Origin of the sequence: Microbispora sp. NPDC046973 (assembly GCF_040644495.1) — a bacterium.
In the GTDB taxonomy this organism is placed as follows: domain Bacteria; phylum Actinomycetota; class Actinomycetes; order Streptosporangiales; family Streptosporangiaceae; genus Microbispora.
In genome coordinates, this window is sequence record NZ_JBEYWQ010000018.1 from 105,305 (window position 1) to 123,010 (window position 17,706).

The window sequence follows — 17,706 nt, forward strand, 5'->3', positions numbered from 1 at the left end:
ACAGCGCTCAGGCGATCTACCTGCCCGGACCATCCAGCGTCAGCAACTCGGTTGGGCGAAGGTGGCGAGGACCTTGAACGCGAGATAGGGCGGAGCTTCGGAGCCATACCAGGGGATGGAGATCACCTGCGGGCTACCCTGCTGGGTGATCCGCGATGCGCGGGATGATCTCGCCGGGCCGGGCCTCTGCTAGAGACTGAGCCGCGGGTCAGGGCCGATGCGGGCGGAGAACCGGTAGTGCTCTTGAAAACCGCTACGCCCGGAACGGTCTCGCTCGGGCGCCTGCACCGATCGTGGGGCACGTCATCCGCCCGCGGCGTCCTCGGCCTCCCAGCGCAGCAAGTCGCCCGGCTGGCACTGCAGCACCTCGCAGAGCGCGGCGAGCGTCGAGAAGCGCACCGCCTTGGCGCGGCCGTTTTTGAGCACCGCCAGGTTGGCGGGCGTGATCCCTACGCGGTCCGCGAGCTCGCCCACGGACATCTTCCGCCTGGCCAGCATCACGTCGATGTCGACGGCGATCGGCATCAGATCACCTCGTCCAGCTCGGCCTGCATCTGCGCCGCTTCGGCGTCGCGCGCGACGGCCTGGGCGAGCAGCATCCGCAGCACGAGCACGATGAGCGCGACCCCCAGGATGGCCACGCCAACCCCGCCCATGATGACGGTGACGCCTGGGTCGTCCCGCTGGCCCGGCGCATTGAGGACCGTGACCGCGAACCACACGAGGGCAGAGGCCACGATCGCGCCGATCATGACGTCCACGTACCGGAAGGCGGCGTGGGAGAACACGGTTCCGCGTCGCACCATCGTCACCAGCCGCAACACACAGACCAGGGCGACCTGGACCGACACCATGCCCAGGATTGTGATCACGCGCAGTGGGGTCAGCGGGAGCGACCCGTCCTCCGGGTCGGTGGCCAACGCCCACACCATCGATGCCTGTACGAACACGGTGCCGGCGAGCACCACCACGAGCACGGCGCGCAGCGCGAGCACTGTCAGCTTTCCCATGGCCCATCCTTCCATCGAGTTGCGATGGAAATCTATCGAATCTCGATAGGTAAGGCAAGGGTTTGTGACGGAGGGTGGGCGGCGGTTCCGCATCCTGGCGAGACGCCGCCGCCTCCTCCCATGACATGGCGTTCGCGCGAACCGTCTTGATCTTGTCGAAGTCGGCCTCGCTTGAACACAATCGGACGCCACCCGGCTACGCCGAAGCCCTGCTCGTCTCCACCGTCCAGATCGGTCGTGATGAGCCGCCCGCGCCACGGCCCCGAAGGCCCCTGACAGATGATCCGACCGCCGCTTGGGCTGATCATTTGCTCGGCCTGTCGGTAGTGTCCTGTCGTGACGGCGCGTAAGAGGCGATGGCCGAAGGTCGATCAGAACAGCGGCATCGAAGATGCTGCGCTGCTCATCCTGGAATGGCTAGCCGAACAGGGCATAAACGCCATGATCAGGGTTGACGCGGAAAGATTGGCTGAGGGACTGCCTCCATGGACGTTCGCCGTTAGCGGCGGCCCGCTGAGCGGAGGCATTCGGGTTGATGGGGTCAGCGCGGGGCAGTGCCTTTCTTTCGCGCTTGCACACTTGCGTGACGCCGGAGTCGAAGTGCCGTTCTGAGTTCGAGCGTGCGGCTTTGCTCGACGGGCCGTGAGGAAGAAACGGACACGTCTTCGCGGCCGCGTGGGCGGGCCGTCTACTGGACGACCGTGACGGCGCTGCCGGTCAAGCTCTTCCATTGATGTATCAGCAGAACATGAGGGAGACGCCCTGCCGCACACACACCTGCAAGACCTCGATGAGGTCGTGTCCCCGTTCCGCGTACGCCTGCCAGTGCTCCGACGGCTCATCGCGCCATGACGAGATGATCTCTGTAAGGCGAGGTATCACCTGGGCGCATTCAGCCGCCGTCAGGTCGCCACTGTCATCCGGGTGATTCAGTAGAGGGGCGAGAGTTGTCTCCACAGTGTTCCATGGCGCGTCACCACCGAATCCGGCCATTGAATCGAGGTCGAATCCCTCCGCTGCCGCCAGTGCCCTTCGGAAGTGGCCGAACCACGTGCACGACCAGCTCACGTCCGGACTGGTGACATCGTCGTCGGCTGGAGCGAGTATCACGCCCACTCGAACACCCCCTCCATTGGCACTGCGGGAGATAACGGGAAACACATCCGCCAGGCGGGGATACGGTTTGGAGACGAGCCGTTTAGAGGGGGACCTTGACCGAGGTGGGGATGCTCCAGGGGCCGCAGTCGGAGCCGAAGGTGCCGCGGTCGCAACCCTGGACGATGAAGGAGGCCTTGACGTATCCCCCGTGGCCATTGGTGGTGGTGCAGACGTTTTCACCACCATCCCAGTAGCAGGTGGGGTCCACCGAATACACGCCGCTCCACGGAGTCAGCCTGCCGACCTTCACCTGGGTGGTCCGGCCGCCGGCGGGGCTCCAGCGGACCTGGAAGAAGTCCCAGTCGCGGCCGAGGCCGCTCCAGCGGAAGACGGCCTTGCCGTCTGCGTAGTATGCGCGGACCAAGGCGCCGCCGCCGATGCCGGGGGACCACACGATCTTCCCGTTGCGGAACTCCTGGTAGGAGCCGCGCTTGTCGGCGTAGCCGTACTCCTTGGTGACCGGGCAGCCGTAGACGCTTGTCTCTCCGCCGTTGGAGCGCCACAGGTCGCCGATGAGGCTGCCGGGCGGCGCCACGCGGGACGGGTCGCAGGCCGCGGCGTTCGCGGGGGAGGTGCTGACCGCGACGGTCACGGCGACCGTTCCGAGAGCGGTGGCGACGCTGAGGAGAGCGCGGATGGTGCGTGTCATCGCAGGGGGTCCTTTCCGGGAACGGGTGCCACCTTGGATGTACGCCGGACCGCTTTCAGCGGAGTTACCGACGGTTGAAGATCGCTTGCGGAGCCTTCCCCGGCCGCGGCGTCCCGCATCGGGCGGCTGGCCGAGGTCACTCGGCGGGGGCTTGAGCAGGATGGAAACGGCCAGTGGCGAGAGCGGGTCGAAGACCGGCTATCGCCTATCGTCGGGCGGCTGATCCTCGCCACCGTGGGCGCCAAGACCGGCCGGCAGCTGTGCATGCCCCTCGGTGGGGTGAGACAGTCGGGAGGTGGCGATCGATCCCGAAGCGTGGACGCAGCGCTTGTTCGTCCTGCGGGACGGCGGCGACTTCCCGGAAGATCCTCTCGTCAGCGTGCTCTCGCTGACGGAATTCCTCACCGCTGCCGGTCGGGCGGCGGAGACGTACCCGACCCAGCAGGTCGCGGACGGCCTGTGGTTCCTCGCGGGCGACTCCGAGCTGTTCCGCGAACTGTACAACCCGTCCGTGCCCGAGAACCTGCGAATCCGGTGCGCCGCCGCGATCAGGCAGTTGTACGTCCAGTTGTTCGAACCTCGGTGTCAGAACGCGTTGAGTCATGGCGATAACGGCGAATCAGTGAAAAATCCCCTGAATAGCATCTGCTACATGTGGTGGGACGTCTTTCCCACTTGGGGCAGGCCGGGTGATCCCGTCGCGCGCAGGATCGACGAAGTGCTGCTCGGGGTCATGCAGGAGACGCTGTCCAGTGAGAACGTCGCCTGCGTCGAGAGCGCTCTGCACGGGCTGGGGCACTGGCACATCACCTACTTGGACGTGACCGAGAGCATCGTCAGGGAGTTCCTGCGTCAGCGGCCGACAATCGGCGCGTCCCTGGACGACTACGCCCGCGCCGCCATGCGTGGCAGGGTGCTGTAAGCAGGACGAGAAACGAGTCAGCAGGGAGAGCCGAGGGTTCGATCTCTTGGGCGGCTCCACCGCACAAAGCCCTCCCGAAAACCGGGGAGGGCTTTGTGCAACGGAGGCGCGTCCGGCTCTCAGCTCACCGCCTGCGTCAGGAGCGCTGCGATCCTCGCCTCGACGTCGGGGGTCAGCTCGGTCAGGGCGTACGAGGCCGGCCACATGGCGCCTTCGTCGAGGTTCGCCTCGTCGCTGAAGCCGAGTGTCGCGTACCGGGCCTTGAACTTCGCCGCGGGCTGGAAGAAGCAGATCATCTTGCCGTTGCGGGCGTAGGCCGGCATGCCGTACCACAGCTTCGGCGTGAGGGCGGGCACGCTCTCCTTGATTACGGCGTGCAGCCGCTCGGCGATCACTCGATCGGGCTCCGGCATCTCGGCGATCTTCGCGAGCACCTCGCTCTCCGTGTCGGCCTTGGCGCCCCGCCGAGCGCCCGTCTTCAGCTCCTTGGCGCGCTCCTTCATCGCGTCGCGCTCTTCTTCGGTGAACCCGTCGTACTTCTGGCCCTTGGCGGTGGTGGTCTTCGTCGTGTTCGACATGAGGACTTCCTCTCTCTGTGATCTGTGGCTTCGGGTGATGGCGGGCGGGGGCGGTGTCACCATGCGCCCGCCTGCTGGCGGGTCGGCACGTTGAGCCGGTTGAAGGCGTTGGCGAGCGCGATGTTGAGCAGCAGTGCGGCCAGTTCCTTCTGGTCGAAGTGCTTGGCGGCGACGTCCCACACCTGGTCCGGCACCGGGTCCGCCTGGTCGGCGAGCCGGGTCACGGCCTCGGTCAGGGCCAGCGCGGCGCGCTCCTCGTCGCTGAACCACGGCGTCTCCCGCCACGCGGCGACGGCATGCACCTGGTCCGCGGTCACGCCGTGCCGCTGGGCCTGGTGGACGCCCCCGGCCACACACGGAGCGCAGCCGTTGATCTGGCTGGCCCGCAGGTGGCTCAGCGCCAGCAGCCTGCCGTCCACTCCGGCGCCCGCGACGGCCCTGTTGACCGCCATCAGGGCCTCCATCGCCTCGGGGATCAAAGCCGCCGGGTTCGGCATGCGCTCGGTCGACATCGCTTCTCCTTCAACGCGGGTGTTTCCGACAGGAGTAATCCGACCATCGGCACCCCGGGTCCCGCCTGGTCCGTGGGACACCGTGGGACACGGAGAAGCCGGTTGAACAGCGCAAACGCATCGCCGATCCGTCTGTGTGGGCCGGGACGGGTACGGTGTTGCACGTGTCCAGCCCCCAGGAGCGACTGGTGGCTCAGCTCGCGCGGATCAAGGAGCTGAGCGGGCTCAGCCTGCGCGCGCTCGCCCGCCAGACGGGCCTGAGCAGCTCGTCGTTGTCCCGCTACCTGACCGGTCAGCTCGTGCCGCCGTGGGAGGCCGTCGTGGCGCTGTGCCGGGCCGTGGGACGCGATCCCCGGCCACTGCGCGCGCTGTGGGCCGAGGCGGCCGAAGCCGGCGCGGCGCCCGCCCGGCGCCGCAACGATCTGCCGGCCGACCTGTTCGACTTCACGGGCAGGGAAGCGGAGTCCGCGCTGGTCGAAGAGCTGCTGCGCACTGCCGGGGCGGCCACGGTCGACGGCATGGCGGGCGTGGGCAAGACCAGCCTGGCCGTGCATGTGGCCCATCGGCTCGTCCCCGCGTATCCGGACGGCGGGCTCTATCTCGACCTGCAGGGCTTCACACCGGGGCAGGAGCCGCTGGAGCCGCACGCCGCGCTGGGCCGGCTGCTGGGCGCGCTGGACGTCACGCACCCCCCGGCGGGCACCGCCGAACGCGCGGCGCTCTGGCGGTCGGAGCTGTCCCGCCTGCGGGTTCTCGTGTTGCTCGACAACGCGGTCGACGCGGAGCAGGTGCGTCCGCTGCTCCCCGGCGCGGGGAAGTCGGCGGTCCTGGTCACCAGCCGCCACCGGCTGGTCAGCCTGGACGGAGTGCCGCCGGTGTCCCTGGAGCCGCTGACCGACGACGACGCGGTGCACCTGTTCGGCCGGGCGGCGGGGCTCTCGCTCAGCGAAGAGGAAGCGGTCGGCCAGGTGCTGCGGCAGTGCGGCGGGCTTCCGCTGGCGCTGCGGATGGCGGGCGCGCGGCTTCGCCACCGCCCGGGCTGGACGGTGGCCGTGCTGGCCGAGCGGCTGCGCGCCACCCCCAGCCGCTTCGACTCCGCCTTCGGAATGTCGCTGCAGCAGCTCGACACGGTCCAGCGCCGCATGTTCCGGCTGCTGGGCGTGCTGCCGGGCGCCGACTTCGACGCGGCGGTGGCGGGCGCGCTCACCGACATGCCGCCCGACCGGGCCGCCGCCGCGCTGGAGGAGCTGGTCGACGCCCACCTGGTGCAGGAGCCGTCACCCGGGCGCTACCGGATGCACGATCTGATCCGGCAGTACGCGGCGGACATCGCCGCCGACGAGGAGCCACGGGCCGAAGCCGCCCTGCGCCGGGTCCTGACGCACTATCTGGCGCAGGCCGTCGCCCACGACCGGACCCTGCCCTCGCCGCACCGCACGGACCCCTCGCCGGGCGATCCGGCGACGGCCATGGCCTGGTTCGACCACGAGTACGTCAACCTGGTGGCCTGCTTCGACGCCGCCGTGCGCCTCGGCATGGACGAGGTGGTGGCCGGGCTGCCGCAGGCCATGCGGGTCTGGTTCTTCCGGCACCGCGGTACCGACGACCAGGCACGCCTGCTCGAAGCCGCCGCGGACGCCGCGGGGCGTCTCGGCCGCGACCAGGAGCGGGCTTCGCTGCTCGCGGACCTCGGCTACGTCCGCGCCGCCGCCGGACGCCTCGACGAGGCGCTCGCCGCCTACGAACTGGCCGAGCGGTCGGGGCCGGACGACGACATCGCCGCCGCTCTCGCGCTGCGCATCGGCTTCGTGCGCCGGGATCTCGGTGACCTCGAAACGGCACAGGCGCACTTCCGGCGGGCGCGCACCCTGTTCGAGAAGCTCGGGCGCCACATGGGGCAGTCCCAGGCGCTGGCCTTCGACGGATGGGTGACACTTCGCCTCGGACGGCGCGGCGAAGCCGTCGAACTCGCCCGGGCGTCCGTCGCCCTGGCGGACGGGCCCGCACGGATCACCGGGCTGGTCACCCTCGGTCTCGCACTGGCGCCGGACGAGCCGGCGGAGTCACTGCGAACGCTGCAGGACGCGTTGAAGCTGTCCGAGCAGCACAATCTCCAGCACAACCAGGCGTGGTGCCACAACTATCTCGGTGTCGCGCTGCGGATCACGGGTTCACCCGAGGATGCGCTCGAACACCACCGGCGGGCTCTCGAGCTGCTGGAACCGCTGGCCGAGGTGCAGCTGGAGATCGATGTCCTGCACACCTACGCCGAGACGTGCCGCGCGGCGGGCCGCTACGACGAGGCGCTGGCGCTGCTCGACCGCACCATCGAGCTCGCGCGCGGGCTGGGCCGGCCGTACGACGAGAAGCTCGCCCGTGAGGCGCGGGAGATCGTGCGCGCTGCCCGCTGAGCCGTCCCCGGCCCCCGTACGCTTCGCCTGATCATTTCGGCTGCCTGCCCACTGCCGGCCGGTTAGGTTGAGGGGTCGCGGGAGAGGATGATCATGTCAGACGAGTTGACGACCTTGTGGCGGCCGACCGGGCCGGAGGAGTTGGAGCTGGTTCGGCGGTCCGGGTGGCGGGCGTGGCCGCCGCGGCTGCCCGAGCAGCCGATCTTCTATCCGGTGCTCAACGAGGACTACGCGATCAGAATCGCCCGTGACTGGAATGCTCCTCGTTACGGGGTCGGCTATGTGACCCGCTTTCACCTGCCCGAAGACTTCCTGGCCCGCTATCCGGTCCGGCAGGTCGGCGGGGAGACGATCCTCGAACTGTGGGTGCCCGCCGAGGAGCTGGACGAGTTCAACGGGCACATCTCCGGCCTGATCGAAGTGGTGCACGAGTTCCGGCCGGACCTGGACAGGACGTGAGGCGCCCACGTCTGCGGGCCGGCCATGCCGTTCCGGCCTGGCTGGCCGCGGCGGCCCTGGCCGCGGTTCCGACGTGGGAACTCTGGCGGGAGCGGTGGGAACTCCAGTACGGCGAAGGGTCCTTCGAGATTCACGGGTGCGTGGGCGTGCTGAGCGGCGACGAATGGCCGCTCTCCACGCTGCGCGACGACCTGTCGAGGGTGGTGGAGACCGCCGAGGGCTGGGCGGTTCCCGCTCTGGCCGTGCTCCTGGGGCTCCTGGCGTACGTACGTGACACGGGCCGCGAGGTCGTCGGCCGGCGGGTGGCGGGGCTCCTCGTCGTGACCGCCGTCGTCGAGCCCCTCGTCCCGATGTACACCGTGCCGGGGGGCTGCCTCGAGACGATCCCGCTGCTCAGCGCCGACTGGTTCCGCGCGGTGCTCGGCAGCTGGGGATCGAACCAGCTGTGCCTCCTGTCGGCGGCGGCGCTGGTGTACGCCGCGTCGCGTACGGCGGCCGGGGAAGAGCCGGTCGCCGCCGCGACCGGGACGGCGTGGCGTCGCCCGGTGGCGGCTCTGGCCGACTACCTGGTCGTCGTCGCGGCTCTCCGCCTCGTCGTGGAACCCGCCTGGTCGCTGATCTCCTCGGACGGCATCTGGCCCACCTGGTTCGGCCAGGGGCTGCTGGGACGGCTCGGCAATGTGCTCGAGGCCAGGGCGCGGCCCGAGGAACTGCTCGCCCTGTTCACGCTGCTCCTCTACTTCTGGGCGCAGCACACCTTGTGGGGGCGGACGCTCGGCAAGCGGCTGCTGCGCGTGCGCGTCGTCGACGCGCGGACGGGTGAGCGGCTGGGAGCGGGCAGGGCGGCCCTCCGCACGCTGGCCTTCCCCTTCCTCGCGGTCGTTCCCGACATCGGCCTGGTGCTCCTGCTCGCCGGCGGGCTGGCGGCGTTCCTGGACGCCGAGGGGCAGGTCCTGCACGACCGGCTGCTGGGCGCGGCGGTCGTACGCACCCGTCACACCACAGGCGATCCTCATGCCCCCGATCTCCCGTAGCGACTGCGAGGTCCACGTCTACGACGGGACCTTCTTCATCGCCGACGTGTCGTTCTCCTGGGACCCCTTCGAGCCGTCCGACGACGGCGGCCTCAGCCTCTCGGCCGAGGACGACCTCGTGGGCCTCACGCTCGAAGTGTGGGACGACGAGCCGGGGGATCAGCGCGAGGCGCGGGCGGACGTCGTCACCCGCGTCCTCCGCTCGGAGACCGGAGAAGTCTGCGCGACGCAGCTGTACACGGGCGTGCAGGACGGGTTCCTGCTCCTCGGTGAGCCGGAGCGGCTGTGGAACGTACGGGTGTACACGCGGGCCGATGACGAAGCGGATCCGCGGGAGCAGTTCTTGGTCCGGTTCTGGCCGCGCGGCGCTTCAACCTAGATCCAGATCTTCCCTGCGCAGGGTCGGGAGACAACAAGATCCGGCCAACTGTTGGCACGGCCGCACGTGTCGATCCGCACCTGCCGTCCCCGTCGGACGAATCTTCCCTGCGGTGCCAGCGCCGGTCGTCACGGCCTGGTGAATCGCCACGACGAGAGGACGTTCATGATGAGGCGCATCCGCAGGATGTGTTACCCCGTCGCCGCCCTGGTGGCCGCGGCTGTCCCGCTGACGCTGTCCGGAGCGGTCCCGGCCGACGCCGCGTCCGCCCGCACCGAGGCCACGGTGACGCCCCGGGCGGCGGCGCCGAACCCCGCGTCGTGTCCTGAGCAGGTGGCACTGGTCAACGGCGGTTTCGAGAAGCCCGTCGTCGCCGGGACGTGGGCTCCGTTGCCCGACGCCTCGCAGAACAACCCGAACGCGGTGCCGGGCTGGCGGACGACCGCCACCGATCACATGATCGAGGTCTGGAGCCCCCGGATGAACGTTCCGGCGGTCGAGGGCGCGCAGTTCGCGGAGCTGAACGCCAACCAGGTCTCGACCCTCTACCAGGACCGTCCGACCACTCCCGGTCAGAAGCTGTACTGGCGGCTGTCCCACCGCGGGCGTCTCGGCACCGACCAGATGGCGCTGGACATCGGCGCTCCGTCGGGCCCCGCCCAGCAGGGGATCATGTCCGACGGCAACGGGAAGTGGGGCACCTACCGCGGCACCTACACCGTGCCCGCCGGGCAGACGACCACCAGGTTCGCCTTCCGCTCCATTTCCGCCGCCGGAGGCAACGCGTCGGTCGGCAACTTCCTCGACGACGTCTTCTTCGGCACCCCGGCGTGCGTCGTCGTCACCAAGTCGGCGAGCCCGCAGGGGCCGGTCGACGTCGGCGCCGAGATCACCTACCGGCTGACCGCCGTCAACAAGGGCGGCGACGTGGCGGAGAACGTCCGGCTCACCGACAAGGTCCCGGCCGGGACCACCTACGTGCCCGGTTCGCTCCGCGTCGTCGGCGGCCCGGGCAGCGGCGCCGAGACCGACCAGGCCGGCGACGACCAGGCCGAGTTCGACGCCGCCACCGGTGCCATCTCCTTCAGGCTGGGAGAGGGCGCCACGGGCACGGCGGGAGGCCGGCTGGCCAACGACACCACCCTGCCGGACGGCACCACCGTGGAGTTCCGGGTCAAGGTCGGCAGGTCGGTCGCGGGCAGGCAGGTCGTCAACAGCGGCGCGGTCGCCTACGAGAACCGGCTCGGCCCCGAGCCCGAGACGCTCAACTCCACCAGCGGTGACGCCGTCACGCAGGTCAACCCGGCCGTCGACCTGAGCGTCGTCAAGTCCGCGGACAAGACCGAGGTCACCGTGGGTGAGACCGTCACCTACCGCGTCACGGTCGCCAACGCCGGGCCCAACGACGCCACCGGCGTCGCCGTCAAGGACGCACTGCCGGCCAACCTCGCCTTCCTGTCGGCCACGCGCTCGACCGGCACGTACGCCGGCGGAACGTGGACCGTCGGGACGCTGGCCAGTGGCGCGACGGCCACACTGATCGTCCGCGCGAAGGCCACCGCGGTCGGGGAGACGGTCAACACCGCCACCGTCGGCGGCAAGGAGCTCGACCTCGACCCGGCCAACGACAGCGACGCGGTCAAGGTCTGCGTACAGCGCGAGCCGTTCTGCCCGTACTGCACGCCGGGGAGCAAGCAGGGCACCCAGAAGTGACCTGCTGAGACCGGGGAGCCGCCGGGACTACGGTTGTGTCGCCGAGACGCGCCACGACCGAGAGGACCGACATGGCAGGCACCCTTCTGGACGAGCTGTACGAAGCCGAGCGGCGACTGCAGAAAGCGCAGCTCATCGGTGATGTGGAGGAGCTCGACCGGTTGCTCGACGAGCGGCTCGTCTTCACGGGGCCGCCGGACGGCCGGCTGCACACCGAGGCCAAGCAGCTCGATCTCCACAACCATCGCTCACGTACGCAGGTCATGACGAAGGTGGCCGAGGAGGACCTCACCGTCGTCGTCTCGGGGACGACCGGGGTCACGTGCTTCCTCGGCACCCTCGAAGGCTCCTTCGCGGGCGAGCCGTTCGCCGGCCGGCTGCGCTACACGCGCACGTGGGTGCACACCGGCGAGTACGGCTGGCGCGTCCTGGCGGCCCACGCCAGTGAGGCGTGACGGGAGGTTTCGACGTCACGAAGGCCCCTCCGGACCGTCCGGAGGGGCCTTCGCATGTACCGGCCCGGAAACACGGGAGCGGCGAATCGCCGCGAAGACGCGAGCAGCGGATCGGCGGGGGTGCGCGTTCACATTGCATGGATCGTGAATCCCTACGGCTGGCGGCGCTCCCGCCGCCCGCGCCGCCTCCCGGGACGGATCTGGCGGGCCTGTACCGCGAGCACCGGGTCGGCCTGGTGCGGCTCCCGGTGCTGCTCGTCGGCGACCTGGAGACGGCGGAGGACGTGGTGCAGGACGAGGGGGCGCTGAGCGCGCCCGGACACGTGGAAGGGGCACGGGCGGGAACCGCCCGTGCCCCTCATGGCCCTACTGGCTGTCAGGACCTCGCTTCCCGGCTCACGGGTCGCAGTCCTCGCTTGAGGAGTGCATCATGGGCCGGCTGTAGCTGGTGACCTGCCGTGACTCGGTGACGTACCGCGTCTCGGTGACCGGCCGCTGGTAGGTCATCATGCGCGTGTAGCTGACCGGACGGCTCTCGGTGACGAAGCGCGTGGACTGCACCTCGCGGGTCTCCGGCACCATCCGCGTGTAGCTGACCGGACGGCTTTCCGTGACGTACCGCGTCTCCGTGACCGGGCGCCGGAAGGTGACCTGGTGGGTCACCGGACGGCTTTCGGTGACGTACCGCGTCTCGGTGACGGGCCGCTGGTAGGTCACCTGGCGGGTGACCGGACGGCTCTCGGTGACGTAGCTCACCACGGGACGCTGGTAGGTGACGTACCGCGTCACCGGACGCGACTCGGTGACGTACCGCGTCTGGGTGATCGGCCGCTGGTAGGTCACCTGGCGGGTGACCGGACGGCTCTCGGTGACCATGCGCGTGTAGCTCACGGGCCGCTGGAAGGACACCTGGCGCGTTTCGGTGACCGGACGCATCCGGGTGACCATCCGCGTCTCGGTGACCGGGCGCTGGAAGGTGATCTGCCTGGTGAACGTGACCGGACGGCTCTCGGTCACCATACGCGTCTGGGTGACCGGGCGCTGATAGGTGATCGTCCGCGTGTAGCTGATCGGACGGCTGTACGACGACTGCTCGCGGAGCGCCGGACGGCTGCTTCGCAGCAACGACGAGCGCAGCGACGACTCGCGCAGCGATGCCGAGCGCAGTGACGACTCGCCCAGCGAGGACCGCGAGCGGTGGTAGGCGATGTTGCTCTGGGACTGGCTGCTGCCGCTCGACTCCTCGCTCGATGAACCTTCCTGGGCGCTCTCCCGCCCGTACCCGCTCTCCTCCTCGTACGCGCGTCCGCTCTGCTCAGCCGCCTCCTCCGACTGCTCGCCGAGGCTGGTGCCCGGCTCCTCGGCCCGCGGCGCGCTGAGCGCGGCGGCGAGGCCGGAGGGCTGGGCGGCGGTGGAGGCCGATGCGATGGCCGGCCAGAGCGTGACGGCGGACAGGACTGCCGGACCCAGCAGTAATGAGAATCGAGTGCCGTGCATAGAGATACTCCTCTCCGATCAGCGATCGGGTCGTATCTCAATCGTTGGCACACGCCGCCGGAGCCCGTCCAGGCGAGTTGACCCCTCCCGGGCCGTTCGCTGTGGCATTTCATGTGTGCCAATGGGCGTGGCTGTCGACGACGACGTCGATGACCGGCCTCCGTTTTGCCTCCGCGTTCCGCCGGCAATGCGCTTCGACTAATTGCCGAGACGTTTACGGATTCCGCATTGCGTGTTTTCCGCAGAATACGCAGCTCAGCGGTGGGCGATGACGGCGTACCGTTCGTCGTGGACGGGCTTGCCCCACAGCACGGGGTCGGTCAGCGGCTCCACCCGCACGCTCGCGGCGTACGGCCGCAGCACCTCGACGAGGGGTTCGGCGCTCACCCCGCCGAGCCAGGGCAGGGCGCCGGCGCCGGGCACGTACGGCGGGCCGTCCCCGGAGGCCTGCCAGTTGCCCTCGATGAGGATCAGCCGGCCCTGCGGGCGCAGCAGACCCATCCAGGTGCGCAACGCGCGCTCCGGCGCGGGCAGGGTCCACAGCAGATGCCGGGCCAGGACGACGTCGAAGGAGCTTCCGGCCGCGGCCGGCGGGTCGCTCGCGTCGCCGGTGAGGACGGGCGCCGCGAAGCCCGCCGCGTCGAGCTTGCCCCGGGCCGCCTCGGCCATCCTGGGGGACAGGTCCACGCCCACCGGCCGGTGTCCCTGCTCGGCGAGCAGCAGCGTCAGCGACCCGGTGCCGCAGCCCAGGTCGAGGACGTCGGCGGGAGGCCGCGGCATCCAGGACCGCAGTCGCCCCGCCCAGGCCGCGCGGACCCGGAGGTCGCGAAGCCCGTGGTCGGCCTCGTCGTCGAAGGTGTCTGCCTCCGCGTCCCAGTAGGAGGCGATCGACTGGGGATCCAAATCAGGCACGGACGCATCTTGTCACCCATGGCCGACAAAAGTGGATGCAAAGGGTAAGGCGGATGATATCCACAGAGGTCAGGCGGCCTGCGGGGTGAACGGTTCACCCTGGAGGGCCCGTAGACGCCAGGACCCCGGCAGGAGGATCTCCTGCCGGGGTCCCGCACGTGTGGTGCCGGTGCCGGGTCGCCTCTCGGCGAAAGGCACAACGCGGCTCCAGCCGAACGGTAGTCCGCGAAGGCAAATTAGGTGAGGCCCGGGGACACCTGCACACCGGCCACGCTTCATCCAACCACGTGTCCGCACTCGTTGTTCCCGGGCCACGCCATCTTTTTCCGAGTCGATCTCCGGAGCCCGCCGCTCAACCACTCCTCAGTCCCGGAGGAAGACGGTCTTTCCGGACGTGCCGGGGAAGACGAGGACCAGGTGCTCCTCGACCGGGCCGTCGGACTCGTACGTCATCGCCTCCTCCTGTTTGCGCAGGTAGACGCGGACGCGGTAGCGGCCGGGCCCGGCGGAGGCGAGGTTCGGCAGCGGGGCGCTCTCCTCTCCGAAAAGTTCGAGCGTGCCGCCCGGGCTGTCGACGCCGGTCTCGACGACCCTGTCCCAGCCCCTCAGCCGCACGCGGGGAGCCTGGCGCAGCGCCTTGACCGTCAGGCAGATCGGGTAGTTGTCCACGGCGGTGCCCACCGAGACGGCGGTCGTGGTCAGCCAGTCGATGACGTCGTCGAACGAGCGGGGCAGTCTGCGCGGCCGCTCCTCGCCGGACCGGCCCGTGCCGCCGTCGACCTGATAGCCGCCGCCCTCACCCACGTGAAGGGCGGTGGTCGCCTGCCGCACCGCCCGCAGGCGGCGGGCAGGGTCCGCGCAGCGGGCGGTCATCCGCGCCTGGTAATCGTCCTCCTTCCGCTGCGCCTCGGCCTCCGACAGCACGAGGTCGGGCCACTTCCGGGCGACCTCGTCCGGACACAGGAACACCAGCGCCTCCGCGAGCTGGTGGCTCCAGTCGTACGCCCCGGCCTGGTCGAGCAGGGTCCGGACCGGCGGCTCGGTGGAGGGCCGCCCGGCGACGCCGCACAACGCCCGGCCGAAGGACAGCAGTTCCCGATCGGGCAGCCCCACGAGCCGTGGGGCGTACCCCGCGACATCCCGTGCCATGCAGAAAAAGGCGAGTTCGCGGTCCCGTGGCGCGGTGTCGCCGTACGACTGGTGGATCACGGTCCACGGGTCGCAGTCGGGCTCCGCGGCGACCCCGCCCTCGTCAACGTCAACGTCAACGTCGACGGCGTCGCCGAGGCGCAGGGCCGTGCCCTCGTTCTCCGTGGCCTTCTCCGTGGCCTTCTCGGCCGCGATGGCGAGCAGTCGCTCCGTCTCGAGATCCCTGCCGGACCTGGTGGCCGGGGAGTCGGCGGGCGGGAGGTCGGCGTACAGGCGCATGACCACGTCGAGGCCGGTGTAGCGGTCGTCGGCTCCCCGGTCCGCCACGGGCACGGTCAGCAGGAGGCAGCACACCGCGAGTCCCCCGGCCGTACGGCGCAGCCGGACACGGGGGCGGGACCAGGCGGGCCGGACGGCCGACAGGATCAGGGCGGCGGCGACCACGTCGCAGGCGCTCACGCCCAGGTTCCATACGGCCATCGGCTCCCACTGTCTCCAGCATCCGGAGCCGGCGGTGAACAGGTCGTACGCGACGAGCGCCGGGTTCATGAGCGCCAGGAGCAGCCCTTGGCAGGCGACGACACGGCCCGTCACCCGGCTCGGGCGCCCGCCGCGCGTCACCAGCCAGAGCGCGAAGGCGAGAGGGACGGCGACGACGTGCGACCAGAGCAGGTACGCCATGACCGGAGCGGAGAACAACGTCGTCTGGAATTCGAAGGCGGGACAGGACGGGACGTCGCCGAACGTCGTGAATCCGAAGGACAGCTCACCGCCCGGAAACGCCCACGGCACCAGGGGCAGCAGCGTCATCACGGTCGCGAGCGCCCACAGCCCGAAACCCCGTGATCGCCACATCACGCCACTCCCGCTCCGGCCGACAAAACCAGAGGCACCTTATCCACAAAAGATCGAAATGTATGGATAAAAGGAAAGAAAGGGCCGCGGACGCCGTTCCCTCCGGTTCATCCGGCGTGCGCGGGGCGAAAAACGTGTTGCCCGCCCTCGTCGTGCTCGGACAGCCTCCCTCCTGTGGAACGAGTGATTCTGGCCGGGGCGGACGGCGCCCCGGCCGTCAGTTATGTCGAGGACGAGCGGTACGGGCTGCCGTGCGCCGATCGGGTCGAGGTCATCGGCCCGGGCGCGGTTGATGCGATCATGGCGAAGCTGCCGGGCTGGGCGGTGGTGGGGCCGGTCGACCTGGGCGAGGCGCTCGTCGCGCGCGGCGCCCGGGTGAGGCGGCACGCCCACGAGATGACCTGTGAGCTGCGTACGGCGCCTCCCGCCGAGGCCGGGGCGCCCGACGGCTTCCGGTTCACGCCCTGCGACCGCCCGGCGGAAGAGGTGTTCGCGGCGTGGCGGGCGGCCTATCCGCCGGACCACCCCGACCATCGGAACGTGGACGACGCCGCCGCGCTGCGCGACATCCTCACCCCGTTGCTGGAGGGCAAGGTGATCGGCGAGATCCTGCCCTGCAGCCTGCTCGCCGTGGACCGGGACGACGCGGTGGCCGGCGGTGTGCTGGTCACCGCCTTCCGCGGCCGGCCCTGGGTGGCCGAAGTCTTCCGCCACCCCGCCCGCACCCCCTCCGGCCTCGGCGCGCGCATGCTGGCCGCCGCGCGGGACGAGGCGGCGGCCGGCGGATGGGAGCGGCTGGGCCTGGCCGTGTCCGACGGCAACCCCGCCAGGCGCGTCTACGAACGGCTCGGCTTCACCCTGGTCGGCAGCTCGATGACCGTGGTCATCCCGAGCTGATCGACGTGACGAACTCCTTCAACTCCCGCTCGTAACGCCCGCGGTCGGCGTTCCAGGAACCCGTGTGCCCGCCTCCGCTCGTCCGTACGAGCCTGACGATGTCGGGGCGGGCCGCGGCGAACCGCAGCGCCGGGCCGATCGGCACGGTCGCGTCGTCGTCGTCCTCGAAGACCAGCGTGGGGATCGTGAACTCGCGGGCGTGCCGCAGGTGGTCGATGTCGTCGAAGGACACGCCGGTGCGCCGCTCGATGACCCATTCGCCCACCGACACGAGGAAGCCGGGCACGCCCATCTGCTCGGCCCCGAGGGCGATGGGCGCCCGCCAGTCGATCACAGGGCTGTCCAGGATCATGGCCTTGATCGGCTCGCCGGGCAGGTTGCGCACGGCCATCGGCACGATGCCCCCGCCCATCGACCAGCCGTACAGGACGATCCCGGTCGCACCCCGGCTCTTGGCGTACGCGATGGCCGCCGCGACATCCTGCCATTCGGTGGCGCCGAGATGGAACTTGCCGTCCGGGCTCGCCGGGGCGTCCTCGTCGTTGCGGTAGGTGATGCCCAGCACCGGCATCCCCAGGCTGTGGAAAACCGGCAGCACGCGCAGGGCCTCCGCCGGGCCGCCGTTGCGGCCGTGTACGGCGATCACCCAGGTCGTCGAGGTGCCCTCGGTCCGCCAGCCGGGGAAGTCGCCGAGCGGCGAGGGGATCTTCACGTCCGTGTACGGCACGCCGGCGGCGGCCGGGGTCGCGTGGCCCCACAGCCAGCGGTCGAGGTAGGCGCGCACTCCGGGCCGCAGCTCGCCGTGGACGACCTCGGTGACCTTCCTGGTCACCGTGCCGGCCCCGGTCGCGATCACCTGGCCCACCAGTGCGTTGCCGTCCGCCCAGGTCAGGCCGTACGTGCCGGGGGCGGCCGTGTCGGCGCCGCCCTTGATCGTGACCTGGTCGCCGCTGACGCCCGTCACCTCCAGGGGATAGCCGGAGGTGTGGACGGGGTCGATGACCAGGCCGGAGTAGTACCAGCCCGCGCCGCCGACGGCGGCCACCGCGAGCACGACGACGACGGCGAGCGTCCACAGCAGGCGGCGCCGCCATCGTGTCGTCCTGCGCATGGCCC

20 protein-coding genes are annotated in these 17,706 nt (G+C 70.3%); 9 read left to right on the top strand and 11 right to left on the bottom strand.

Annotated elements, in window-relative coordinates:
• Positions 1-303: 303 nt before the first annotated feature.
• Positions 304-525 carry a helix-turn-helix transcriptional regulator gene (locus ABZ860_RS28725; RefSeq protein WP_357225803.1) on the bottom strand — a complete coding sequence of 74 codons (222 nt, stop codon included), beginning with the start codon at positions 523-525 and terminating at the stop codon, positions 304-306.
• A complete protein-coding gene (locus ABZ860_RS28730; protein ID WP_357225804.1) occupies positions 525-1,010 on the bottom strand; it encodes a DUF2975 domain-containing protein in 486 nt (161 codons plus the stop codon). Before ABZ860_RS28730 ends, ABZ860_RS28725 begins: the two co-directional genes overlap by 1 nt.
• Before the next feature lie 336 nt (positions 1,011-1,346).
• Between ABZ860_RS28730 and ABZ860_RS28735 the strand changes: the two genes are divergently transcribed.
• On the top strand, positions 1,347-1,622 hold the full coding sequence (locus ABZ860_RS28735) for a hypothetical protein (RefSeq protein ID WP_357225807.1): 276 nt from the start codon (positions 1,347-1,349) through the stop codon (positions 1,620-1,622).
• A 126-nt stretch (positions 1,623-1,748) separates the two neighbouring features.
• On the opposite strand, the gene ABZ860_RS28740 is transcribed toward ABZ860_RS28735, so the two are convergent.
• Positions 1,749-2,126 (bottom strand): hypothetical protein, encoded by a 378-nt coding sequence (locus ABZ860_RS28740; protein ID WP_357225809.1) that lies wholly within the window; start codon positions 2,124-2,126, stop codon positions 1,749-1,751.
• 82 nt (positions 2,127-2,208) lie between these two features.
• Positions 2,209-2,817, bottom strand: a complete 609-nt coding sequence (locus ABZ860_RS28745) for a hypothetical protein (protein WP_357225811.1) — start codon at positions 2,815-2,817, stop codon at positions 2,209-2,211.
• Positions 2,818-3,112: 295 nt separating this feature from the next.
• On the opposite strand from ABZ860_RS28745, the gene ABZ860_RS28750 reads away from it, so the two are divergent.
• Entirely contained in the window at positions 3,113-3,739 is a 627-nt protein-coding gene (locus tag ABZ860_RS28750; protein WP_357225813.1) for a hypothetical protein, read from the top strand.
• Between the two features lie 119 nt (positions 3,740-3,858).
• Here the strand turns inward: ABZ860_RS28750 and ABZ860_RS28755 are convergent, their stop codons facing one another.
• Both ABZ860_RS28755 and ABZ860_RS28760 read right to left on the bottom strand, forming a co-directional pair.
• Positions 3,859-4,317 (bottom strand): DUF1801 domain-containing protein, encoded by a 459-nt coding sequence (locus ABZ860_RS28755; RefSeq protein ID WP_357225815.1) that lies wholly within the window; start codon positions 4,315-4,317, stop codon positions 3,859-3,861.
• 56 nt (positions 4,318-4,373) lie between these two features.
• On the bottom strand, positions 4,374-4,829 hold the full coding sequence (locus ABZ860_RS28760; RefSeq protein ID WP_357225817.1) for a carboxymuconolactone decarboxylase family protein: 456 nt from the start codon (positions 4,827-4,829) through the stop codon (positions 4,374-4,376).
• Between the two features lie 164 nt (positions 4,830-4,993).
• Here ABZ860_RS28760 and ABZ860_RS28765 point away from each other — a divergent pair, with 164 nt between their 5' ends.
• The 6 genes from ABZ860_RS28765 (at position 4,994) to ABZ860_RS28790 (ending at position 11,280) form a co-directional block, all read left to right on the top strand.
• Positions 4,994-7,240, top strand: coding sequence for a tetratricopeptide repeat protein (locus tag ABZ860_RS28765; RefSeq protein WP_357225818.1), 2,247 nt, complete (start codon positions 4,994-4,996; stop codon positions 7,238-7,240).
• A gap of 93 nt (positions 7,241-7,333) precedes the next feature.
• Positions 7,334-7,699: an ADP-ribosylation/crystallin J1 gene (locus ABZ860_RS28770; RefSeq protein WP_357225821.1), complete on the top strand. Its 366-nt coding sequence runs from the start codon at positions 7,334-7,336 to the stop codon at positions 7,697-7,699.
• On the top strand, positions 7,696-8,733 hold the full coding sequence (locus tag ABZ860_RS28775; protein WP_357225822.1) for an RDD family protein: 1,038 nt from the start codon (positions 7,696-7,698) through the stop codon (positions 8,731-8,733). The genes ABZ860_RS28770 and ABZ860_RS28775 overlap by 4 nt, the downstream gene beginning before the upstream one ends.
• Entirely contained in the window at positions 8,714-9,112 is a 399-nt protein-coding gene (locus ABZ860_RS28780; RefSeq protein ID WP_357225824.1) for a hypothetical protein, read from the top strand. Before ABZ860_RS28775 ends, ABZ860_RS28780 begins: the two co-directional genes overlap by 20 nt.
• 165 nt (positions 9,113-9,277) lie before the next feature.
• Positions 9,278-10,825: a DUF11 domain-containing protein gene (locus tag ABZ860_RS28785; RefSeq protein WP_357225827.1), complete on the top strand. Its 1,548-nt coding sequence runs from the start codon at positions 9,278-9,280 to the stop codon at positions 10,823-10,825.
• Positions 10,826-10,896: 71 nt separating this feature from the next.
• Positions 10,897-11,280: a nuclear transport factor 2 family protein gene (locus tag ABZ860_RS28790; protein ID WP_357225828.1), complete on the top strand. Its 384-nt coding sequence runs from the start codon at positions 10,897-10,899 to the stop codon at positions 11,278-11,280.
• 152 nt (positions 11,281-11,432) lie between these two features.
• Here the strand turns inward: ABZ860_RS28790 and ABZ860_RS28795 are convergent, their stop codons facing one another.
• The 4 genes from ABZ860_RS28795 to ABZ860_RS28810 form a co-directional block, all read right to left on the bottom strand.
• The gene (locus ABZ860_RS28795; protein ID WP_357225831.1) at positions 11,433-11,603 is read right to left on the bottom strand and encodes a hypothetical protein; all 171 of its coding nucleotides are present in this window, start codon (positions 11,601-11,603) and stop codon (positions 11,433-11,435) included.
• A 73-nt stretch (positions 11,604-11,676) separates the two neighbouring features.
• On the bottom strand, positions 11,677-12,777 hold the full coding sequence (locus ABZ860_RS28800; RefSeq protein ID WP_357225833.1) for a hypothetical protein: 1,101 nt from the start codon (positions 12,775-12,777) through the stop codon (positions 11,677-11,679).
• 255 nt (positions 12,778-13,032) lie between these two features.
• The gene (locus ABZ860_RS28805; RefSeq protein WP_357225835.1) at positions 13,033-13,689 is read right to left on the bottom strand and encodes a class I SAM-dependent methyltransferase; all 657 of its coding nucleotides are present in this window, start codon (positions 13,687-13,689) and stop codon (positions 13,033-13,035) included.
• A 363-nt stretch (positions 13,690-14,052) separates the two neighbouring features.
• Positions 14,053-15,693 carry a hypothetical protein gene (locus tag ABZ860_RS28810; protein WP_357225838.1) on the bottom strand — a complete coding sequence of 547 codons (1,641 nt, stop codon included), beginning with the start codon at positions 15,691-15,693 and terminating at the stop codon, positions 14,053-14,055.
• Between the two features lie 174 nt (positions 15,694-15,867).
• Here ABZ860_RS28810 and ABZ860_RS28815 point away from each other — a divergent pair, with 174 nt between their 5' ends.
• The gene (locus ABZ860_RS28815; protein WP_357225840.1) at positions 15,868-16,590 is read left to right on the top strand and encodes a GNAT family N-acetyltransferase; all 723 of its coding nucleotides are present in this window, start codon (positions 15,868-15,870) and stop codon (positions 16,588-16,590) included.
• Here ABZ860_RS28815 and ABZ860_RS28820 read toward each other — a convergent pair.
• Complete coding sequence (locus tag ABZ860_RS28820; RefSeq protein WP_357225843.1) at positions 16,577-17,701, bottom strand: prolyl oligopeptidase family serine peptidase; 1,125 nt, start codon at positions 17,699-17,701, stop codon at positions 16,577-16,579. The genes ABZ860_RS28815 and ABZ860_RS28820 overlap by 14 nt on opposite strands.
• Positions 17,702-17,706: the final 5 nt, after the last annotated feature.